The 8,681-nt window shown below is 43.1% G+C and carries 8 protein-coding genes and 1 pseudogene; 5 read left to right on the forward strand and 4 right to left on the reverse strand.

The window, feature by feature from the left end; translation table 11 throughout:
• Positions 1–228 precede the first annotated feature (228 nt).
• Together ACEW80_RS06720 and ACEW80_RS06725 are read right to left on the reverse strand one after the other, a co-directional pair.
• Positions 229–438, reverse strand: a pseudogene (locus ACEW80_RS06720) (site-specific DNA-methyltransferase); the annotation flags it as partial.
• Positions 439–568: 130 nt separating this feature from the next.
• Complete coding sequence (locus ACEW80_RS06725) at positions 569–1,969, reverse strand: serine/threonine protein kinase (protein WP_373525856.1); 1,401 nt, start codon at positions 1,967–1,969, stop codon at positions 569–571.
• A gap of 95 nt (positions 1,970–2,064) precedes the next feature.
• Between ACEW80_RS06725 and cbiT the strand changes: the two genes are divergently transcribed.
• Both cbiT and ACEW80_RS06735 read left to right on the forward strand, forming a co-directional pair.
• Entirely contained in the window at positions 2,065–2,667 is a 603-nt protein-coding gene (cbiT, locus tag ACEW80_RS06730) for a precorrin-6Y C5,15-methyltransferase subunit CbiT (RefSeq protein WP_373525857.1), read from the forward strand.
• 26 nt (positions 2,668–2,693) lie between these two features.
• Positions 2,694–3,575, forward strand: coding sequence for a phosphatidate cytidylyltransferase (locus tag ACEW80_RS06735; protein WP_373525858.1), 882 nt, complete (start codon positions 2,694–2,696; stop codon positions 3,573–3,575).
• Positions 3,576–3,817: 242 nt separating this feature from the next.
• On the opposite strand, the gene ACEW80_RS06740 is transcribed toward ACEW80_RS06735, so the two are convergent.
• Positions 3,818–4,531 (reverse strand): DUF2993 domain-containing protein, encoded by a 714-nt coding sequence (locus tag ACEW80_RS06740; protein ID WP_373525859.1) that lies wholly within the window; start codon positions 4,529–4,531, stop codon positions 3,818–3,820.
• Between the two features lie 131 nt (positions 4,532–4,662).
• On the opposite strand from ACEW80_RS06740, the gene ACEW80_RS06745 reads away from it, so the two are divergent.
• Positions 4,663–5,421, forward strand: coding sequence for a pseudouridine synthase (locus tag ACEW80_RS06745; RefSeq protein WP_373525860.1), 759 nt, complete (start codon positions 4,663–4,665; stop codon positions 5,419–5,421).
• 29 nt (positions 5,422–5,450) lie between these two features.
• Positions 5,451–6,263, forward strand: a complete 813-nt coding sequence (locus tag ACEW80_RS06750; protein WP_373525861.1) for a helix-turn-helix domain-containing protein — start codon at positions 5,451–5,453, stop codon at positions 6,261–6,263.
• A gap of 90 nt (positions 6,264–6,353) precedes the next feature.
• Here the strand turns inward: ACEW80_RS06750 and malQ are convergent, their stop codons facing one another.
• A complete protein-coding gene (gene malQ, locus ACEW80_RS06755) occupies positions 6,354–7,862 on the reverse strand; it encodes a 4-alpha-glucanotransferase (protein WP_373525862.1) in 1,509 nt (502 codons plus the stop codon).
• A gap of 147 nt (positions 7,863–8,009) precedes the next feature.
• Between malQ and ACEW80_RS06760 the strand changes: the two genes are divergently transcribed.
• Entirely contained in the window at positions 8,010–8,441 is a 432-nt protein-coding gene (locus tag ACEW80_RS06760; protein ID WP_373525863.1) for an NUDIX domain-containing protein, read from the forward strand.
• Positions 8,442–8,681: the final 240 nt, after the last annotated feature.

Here is an 8,681-nt window from a genome sequence, read left to right on the forward strand (position 1 = left end):
CCCAATTTGCCCGGCGCTCGCCGACGAAAGTGCAAGGTTTTTGAACCTCTGGATGCTATAGTCTTGCACTTGCTTGGTGAAAAAATGCTCAAAACCCTTACCTAGACTATGTTTCACTTTTGTTCAGCAAGCCCTATATAGACATTAATATCATCTTTTTGTAACTAATTTTTTAGACTACATTCGACAATTTCCTGAAAATATCTAATTAATTTGAGAGAGCCTTTTTTAAAACAGTCCTAACTGTATTCCGTGGTTTTTATTATGAGCATTTTCTGTTGCTATTGGTGGTAAATCTGCTGGAGGTTCCACAACCAATGGAGCATTTGCTTCAAATCTCAGTTTTGAGCTTCTGATGTAGTCTTCATCAATCTCAAAAGCTAACCAGCGTCTTTGTAAAGTTTCTGCAACTCGGACTGTCATATTAGAACCAGCAAAAGGTTCTAAAACTTTTTATAAAGTGCTTTCGGGCGCGGTGTTTAGATGTTTTTGAATTAATTCCACTAGCGATCGCCTTTTATTTGTAGTTGCCATTTTTAGAGATCCTTAAGATTATTCGTTTTGTTTATTATTGCTGAATTGGCAAACCTAACCAATCGCTTAATTCATGAGCTAGCCATTCCAGTTCCGCTTCAGATTTAACACCATCAAGTTGATATTTTTTTACTCCTACCCAAATATCCAACTTTGCTGGAACGGCAATTCTAGTGCCTTCAGAGTCTTTAGTAAAATGTTTTGGAATGTAAACTAACTTATTAATACTTTGTCTTGACGATGCACGGGGACGATAAAATTTCCAACTAAACAACTCCCAGGTTAGGGCGATTTGTTCGGAATTCAGGCGTAAGCGGATGCGTCCAAATAAATGAAAGAGAAATTTAGACATCATGACAAAGCCAGCACTCCAAAAGGGAAGTGAGAATAAGGCAAAGGAGATGTTGATAGGAAAAGGTGCCGAGAGTGCGCCAATTGTCCAAACCAGGATAAATGAATTCCAGACGATCGCAAATAAACCCGTGAATATTATTGATGGTTCAAAACCTGCCGATGGCACGATAATTTCTAGAGAATCCAAATTTTTGGTTAGTTGAATCTTACTCCCATCTGGTTTGCCAACTACCAAAGTAGGTAAGTTTGTCGGTTGTGGTTTTTCTAAGGCGGCGATTGCAATAGCCGCAGAACTAAAACGCCGTTCTAAACTGGGTTCAATCATCAACTTTAGCCAATTGCTAAAGCTGGGACTCAGATTAGCCGCTTGTTCAAACTGAATCCGAAAATCCTTTTGAGGTAAATCGGCTGGGTAAATACCCGTCATTAAATAAATTAAGGTTGCACCTAAACTATAAAGGTCAGATGCCGCAACAGTGCGTCCGCCAAACTGCTCTGGTGGCATATACCCGTATGTTCCTACCACAGTTCTTGTGCCGGTTTCTGTGGCGAGGACAGTCTGCACTGAGCCAAAATCTACCAAATAAACTTGACCGACACTACTACCAGAGCGTTGGCTCCGCCCGCCGTAGGCATCGCCCAATAAAATATTGCTAGGCTTAATATCACGGTGGATTACAGGCGGATACAGCCCATGTAGGTAAATGAGAATCTCTAAAAGTGCTTTGGCTATCTGTTTGACTTCTGCTTCTGTAAAAGTCCGCCCAGTTTGTAAATATTGATCTAAGGTTTTTGCTGGAATATAAGTTTGTACCAGGGCAAATCCTTTAATGGTTGGTAAATTTACCTCAAAATAGTTTAAATAGTGAGGAATTAAGGGATGTGACAAAGATTTTAAGGTTTCAGCCTCCCGCTCAAACAGCTTGAGTGAATCCCATTCAAAATCACCACCAAAAGAGAGTAACTTAATGACAACTAATTCTTGAGTTTCTAGATCACGAGCCAACAGCGTCCGCCGCCCCGCTTTTTTTCCTAATAGCTGCTGAACTTCGTAGCGCTCGCCTAATATTTCGCCAATCATTATCGTTTCTTAGTAACGCTACGTCTGAAAAGTTTTCATAGCTTATGACTTTTCGATTTGGCAAACCGATATCTTTAGTATAATTGCGTAGTTCTATGCCCTCCCAACTTTGGCCTTATATTACCCCTGGTATTCCCGATGAATTATTTGAGCAGTTGCCAGGAATTCCCTTCAGCCAGCGAGAAGTTCGGCTGTTATTGATTGCCCAATTGCGACTAAACCGCGATTCTGTGTTGTGGGACATTGGCGCAGGAACGGGTACAATTCCGGTAGAAGTGGGCTTATTATGTCCAGGTGGGCAGATTATTGCTGTGGAACGGGATGAAGAAGTAGCTAATTTGATCAAGCGTAACTGCGATCGCTTTGAGGTAAAAAATGTCGAAGTAATTGAAGGTAATGCCCCAGAGTGTTTGCATGATCTCAAAGTTACTCCTCACCGCGTTTGTATCGAGGGAGGACGTCCCATTCAGGAAATTCTGCAAGCAGCTTGGCACTATTTGCCACCATCAGGTCGGGTTGTAGCCACAGCTGCTAATCTAGAAAGTCTGTATGCTATTTCCCAGAGTTTTTCCCTATTAAGGGCAAGAAATATCGAAGTCGTCCAGTCTGCGGTAAACCGCTTGGAGACACGCGGCTTTTCTCAAACCTTTACCGCCGTTGATCCCATTTTTATCCTCAGTGGTGAAAAACTGGACTAAATCCAAAATCCAAAATACTTATTTATATGCCTTGGTCTCGGATTATTAGTGGAATTATTGCGATCGCTCTTGCTCTTTCTGTTACCCTTTTGGGGGGTTGGTACTTTACGATCATGTTTGCGATCGTGGTCTTTTTAGGACAACAAGAATATTTTAATTTGGTGCGATCCAGAGGCATCGCTCCCGCCGCTAAAACCACAATGTTTGCTAGCCAAGTTTTGCTGGTGATTTGTACGCTAGATGGCAGTTTAGCTGATGCTGTGATGCCAATAGCTGGCACACTTATTTGTTTTTACCTGCTGTTTCAACCTAAATTTGCCACGATCGCGGATATTTCCGCTTCTATAATGGGGCTATTTTACGTAGGTTATTTGCCGAGTTACTGGGTGCGATTGCGTGCGATCGATAATACGGCTTTTATCAATCTCCCTTTCGGAGGTTACTGGCCTTCAACCTGGGCAGATTTCTGGGAAAAGGCAAATTCTGCCTCTTTACCACAAGGTTTTACAGCAACACTGCTGACTTTTTTGTGTATTTGGGCAGCCGATATCGGCGCTTATACTATTGGCAAATTCTTTGGAAAAACCCGTTTGTCTGATATTAGCCCTAAAAAAACCGTAGAAGGTGCTGTCTTTGGTATTATGTCCAGTGTTGCCGTAGCCCTGGCGGGAGCCTATTATCTGCACTTGCCCAGATCCCCTTTTACTGGTTTAGGATTGGGTTTATTGATTGGCATTGCTAGTCTTTTAGGGGATCTTACCGAGTCTATGCTCAAGCGGGATGCTGGAGTCAAAGATTCTGGACAGTTAATCCCTGGCCACGGGGGTATTTTAGACCGTACCGATAGTTATATTTTCACAGCTCCTTTGGTTTACTATTTTGTGACACTATTGTTGCCGCTACTGTAGTTATTGGGCATTGGGTATTAGCGACGAGTCTTTGATACTCGCTGACGAGTCTTTGATCTCCACCCCTCTGCATCTCCGTTCTAAAACTTATAAAACTTACGCATTGACAGGAAATACCAAATATGAGCGAGGTTGAAAACCACATCTTTCGTAGGGGTTTAGCATGCTAAACCCCTACAGCATGGACTAGCGGTAGTGAGTCCGCGACCGTCATTACAAATTACGAATTACGAATTATTTTATCAAGGGTTAACGTTAATCCGACCACGACACACCAGTTTGCCTGGGATTAGCGTTAGTTCTTGGATATCTACATCTGAGCCAAGATCCAGATTGTACCCATGATTCTCCTCTAACATATCTCCCTGGTCTGGCTTGATTTGTATACGTCCCAGTTGCAACTCATTACCATTGAGTAACTGTAAGCCCAGACAAATCTCCAGAGGTGTTGTTTCACTATTTGTTACTCTGATGCCTCGCAGTATAATCTGGTTGTTATCAAGGATAATTTCTTGCCAACTAATTGGTTGTGACTTTGGGCAATGTATTGGTAAAACCTTAACCAGTAAATCGCTCAAAGCAGTCGATAATAAATCAGATGAGAGCGAAGCATTGATATCTTTCTCGTCTACGAGTAGATCGGCAACCACTGGTACTGTTTCCAATAGTCGTAAGGGCTGTCCCTTGAGTACAGAGCCGATATTGATCCGTATATTTTCTGCGATTAATTTAATTTCTGTAATCAGGAGACCTTGATAAACTGCATGAGTAGCAAAAATAGATACCGAAGGGATACGCCCAGAGAGAATTTGGCGATCGCTTGCTTGAATTTCAACTTCTAATTTAGATATTTGGCTGACTTGCGCTCTCAACCAAAGCTTTAGTGCTGTTGTAAGTACCTGCGTAATTATGCGGATTTTATTTGCATTTGTGGTTTGGGGATTTTGCTCTGGCATCTAACCAATCTGCGAGTATTTGCTCAACAACCGAACAGAACTTAAACAAGTTTTAAATGTAACATTTATGCCTACTTGCTACAAAATGCAAATATCATTTAATTATTAACAGTAAATAAACAATTTCCATAATGGAGGCACGGGTACAAAAAATTCTCGCTCAATGGGGTATTGCGTCACGTCGTGAAGCCGAAGAAATGATTAGGCAATCACGGGTGCAGATCAATGGGGAATTGGCATATTTGGGTCAAAAAGTTGATCCCCAAAAAGAGGCGATCGCAATTGATGGTAAACCCGTATCTAAAAAGCACCGTCCGGCTTTAATATATTTATTGCTACACAAACCAGCGGGAGTAGTTTCGACTTGCTACGACCCTCACCAAAGAACGACAGTTCTGGATCTACTACCCAAAGAATTACGAGAGGGTTCAGGTATTCACCCAGTTGGACGTTTAGATGCAGACTCTACAGGAGCCTTAATCCTGACAAATGACGGAGAACTGACATTTGGACTAACCCATCCCCGCCACAGTATTGCCAAGACATATCGTGTCTTGGTCAAAGGACATCCTCCAGAAACAGTACTACATAAGTGGCGTCAGGGTGTGATGTTGGAGGGTAGAAAAACCAGGACTGCTAAGGTAGAGCTGATAGAACGTTGTGCCGAGGAAAGCTTTTTAGAAATAGTGTTGCAGGAGGGAAGAAATCGCCAAATTCGCCGGATAGCCCAACAGTTAGGATACCCAGTAATCAAACTGCATCGGACTGGGATCGGCCAAATTCAATTACAAACTCCAAAAGAACCTTTTTTGTCAGAGGGTAAATATCGTTCCCTCAAAGATTATGAGATTCATTTTTTGCAAGAGCAGATAATACAACCTAATTATTGATTCAGCAGAGTTAAGGAGCGTCAAAAGCCATGAAATGGCCAACAAAGAAGAATAATCATCAGCCATCGCTTTTATTAGAGCAACAACGCTCTGAAAAGTTGGCAGAATTAGGCGCTCAACTTTTGGCATTGCGTCAAAAACAGGGTCTATCTCTAGAGCAAGTGGTTGCATTAACCAGGATTCCCCAGCGATTATTGCAGGCGATCGAAGCAGGGAATTTAAACGATCTGCCAGAACCAATCTATGTTCAGGGTTTGATCAGGCAATTTGCCGAAGCATTAGGCTTGAATGGAGTAGAATTTTCTGGCACTTTTCCAATCAGTGCTGCACGAGTAAACCCCCAAGATATGGGGAATATTTCACCCCTTAATCAACTACGTCCGATTCATCTTTACTTTCTTTACATCTTTCTAATAATATGCTCTGTAAATGGCTTATCTCAGTTGTTAAATAACGCTCTACTACAAGCAAGTAATAGCCAAAACCAGCCATACTCAAAACAAAAGTCTGTTGCTAAATCAGAGCCAACCCAACCAAAAGAGACATTAAAGGTTCAACCGATCAGCGATCGCCTTAGCGGCGGACAACAGGGACAGGCTGTACAGATTGGTGTCACTTTGAAAGCGTCATCCTGGATTCGCGTAATAGCTGATGGCAAAACCGAGTTTGAGGGTACTCTCCCAGAAGGAACTCACCGAATTTGGAAAGCCCAAGAGCAACTGACAGTGAAAACTGATAATGCTGGTGGTGTGTTGATGAGCGTCAATCAAGAGAAAGCCAAGGAAATGGGAGAGCCGGGGAAAGAGGAAGAAATTAGGATTGCTGCAAAACCTAAGTTTTGAGATCAGGGGGATGAGGGGGACAAGGAGGACAAGGAGGCATTTACTCCTCGCTCTTCCTTGTCTCCCTTGTCTCCCCCCACTACCCACTGCTCATTGTGCTTGCGGGGCGCGTCCATTGAGTCTGGTAAGAACTTTTAAGCGATCGCCTAATTCTTCTGTCAAAGCTGTTGCTTGATAGCGCCACTCCCAGTTACCCTCAGCAACACTGGGAAAATTCATCCGCGCTTCGTTTCCTAATCCCAAAACATCTTGTAAAGGAATAATCGCTTGGTTGGCTATGGAACTCAAAGCTAGGCGAATTAAATCCCATTGGATGCCTTCAGGACTAATACAACCTAAATAAAGCAACAGGTTGTGCTTTTCATTATCGTTAGCTGAATTAAACCAGCCTACAGTTGTGTCATTATCGTGAGTGCCGGTGTAAACGACAGCATTTCTTGGGTAATTGAATGGTAAAAATGGATTACCGGGATCAGAACCAAAGGCAAACTGTAAAACTTTCATCCCAGGAAATTCATACTTGTCTCGCAGCGCTTCTACCTCTGGTGTAATTACCCCCAAATCTTCCGCCAAGACAGGTAGTTTGCCCAACTTCTGCCTAATCACTTCAAAAAAAGCATCTCCAGGCGCTTGAACCCATTTACCATTCATGGCAGTTTCTTCACCTTGGGCTACTGACCAGTAAGCCTCGAAGCCCCGGAAGTGGTCAATGCGAATTATATCTACATAATCCAGCATTGCCTCAAAGCGCTGTACCCACCATTTAAAATCTTGTTTTTGCAATTCCTCCCAGTTATAAACCGGGTTGCCCCACAATTGACCGGTGGCGCTGAAATAATCTGGTGGAACTCCGGCCATTTGGGCAGCAACTCCTGTCTCTTCATCTAAGCAAAAGATGTCGGGATGTGCCCACACGTCGGCGCTATCGTGAGCTACGTAGATGGGGATATCGCCGATAATGTCAATGCCGCGCATATTGGCGTAACTTTTTAGGTCTGACCACTGGCGGAAAAACTCAAATTGGACGAATTTGTAATAATAAATCTCTTCATTGAGCCGATGCTGTACTTGATCCAATGCTTGGGGATCGCGCTTGACAATTTCTGGCTCCCATGTATTCCAGCTTGCATTCTCGCTGGCATCTTTCAGCGCCATGAATAAAGCGTAATTATCTAGCCAATAGGCTTTGCTGTCGCAAAAACCTTCAAACTCTTTATGCTGAATAGGCGTAGCATTCGCTCTAAATTTTTCACAGGCTTTTTTGAGTAGCCCAATCTTAAGCGGCACAACCTGCTCGAAATCTACCTTTTCTGTTGGAAATCCTGGTAAATTAGCAAAGTCTTCTTCAACTAGCAAACCCTCTTCTAGGAGTTTTTCTGGGCTAATCAGTAGAGGATTTCCCGCCATTGCTGAGTAGCACATATACGGGGAATTACCGTATCCAGTGGGGCCTAAGGGTAAAACTTGCCAATATTGTTGATGGCTCTCTTTGAGAAAATCAATGAAGCGATAGGCTTCTAAGCCTAAATCCCCAATGCCAAATCGACTGGGAAAGGAGGTAGGATGCAGCAAAATGCCACTCGATCTAGGAAAAGGCATATTTAACCTGAATTATGGGAGCAAGCGATCGCATCAATTTATCACGGAACAGTATTTGCAGCGTAAATCAAGTCAACTCGTTTTGTTTGTCATTAGTCCTTTGTCCTTGACTAATGACCAATGACCAATGACCAATGACTAATAACTATGACTTACCGAAATCCTACACCAACAGTTGATATCATCATTGAATTAGTAGATCGACCTCATCGGCCAATAGTGTTAATTGAAAGACAGAATCTACCTTTAGGTTGGGCTATTCCTGGTGGTTTTGTGGATTATGGGGAAGCGGTGGAAGTGGCGGCGCGGCGAGAAGCTGAGGAAGAAACGGGTTTGCAGGTGGAGTTAGTTGAACAATTACTGGTGTATTCTGACCCCAATCGCGATCCGCGTCAGCATACGATTAGTATTGTATTTTTGGCGACAGCGACGGGTAAACCTGTGGCTGGAGATGATGCTAAGGGTGTAGGTATTTTTGAGTCTTGGTGTGTGCCTGGTAATTTATGTTTTGACCACGATCGCATTTTGCGCGATTATTGGCGATATCGGCATTATGGGATACGTCCGAGGTTGGGGTAGGAGGAACGAGTTTTGTAAACAAGCTGCAAGCACTTCTCAAAGTCATCCCCTTGCCAGGTTCCGGCAAATTTTAGCAAGTCTTCTGCTTTAGATCCTCTCAGAGGTTGTTTGAAAAGGGTTGGCTTGAGCCTCAAGTGCGACTCAGGAGCGCGATCTCAAATCCCAAAACTCCGATTCTCTCGTAGCAGTTTCTCGGTAGCCAGGGTAGTGAAACACACGCTTGAGGACTTTTCAAACATC

Origin of the sequence: Nostoc sp., from assembly GCF_041747015.1 — a bacterium.
GTDB lineage: Bacteria > Cyanobacteriota > Cyanobacteriia > Cyanobacteriales > Nostocaceae > Nostoc.

Bases quoted from the DNA above. Each gene is read 5' to 3' on its own strand.
- ACEW80_RS06725 (WP_373525856.1), bottom strand. From the start codon at position 1,969: ATGATTGGCGAAATATTAGGCGAGCGCTACGAAGTTCAGCAGCTATTA.
- cbiT (WP_373525857.1), top strand. From the start codon at position 2,065: ATGCCCTCCCAACTTTGGCCTTATATTACCCCTGGTATTCCCGATGAA.
- ACEW80_RS06735 (WP_373525858.1), top strand. From the start codon at position 2,694: ATGCCTTGGTCTCGGATTATTAGTGGAATTATTGCGATCGCTCTTGCT.
- ACEW80_RS06740 (WP_373525859.1), bottom strand. From the start codon at position 4,531: ATGCCAGAGCAAAATCCCCAAACCACAAATGCAAATAAAATCCGCATA.
- ACEW80_RS06745 (WP_373525860.1), top strand. From the start codon at position 4,663: ATGGAGGCACGGGTACAAAAAATTCTCGCTCAATGGGGTATTGCGTCA.
- ACEW80_RS06750 (WP_373525861.1), top strand. From the start codon at position 5,451: ATGAAATGGCCAACAAAGAAGAATAATCATCAGCCATCGCTTTTATTA.
- malQ (WP_373525862.1), bottom strand. From the start codon at position 7,862: ATGCCTTTTCCTAGATCGAGTGGCATTTTGCTGCATCCTACCTCCTTT.
- ACEW80_RS06760 (WP_373525863.1), top strand. From the start codon at position 8,010: ATGACTTACCGAAATCCTACACCAACAGTTGATATCATCATTGAATTA.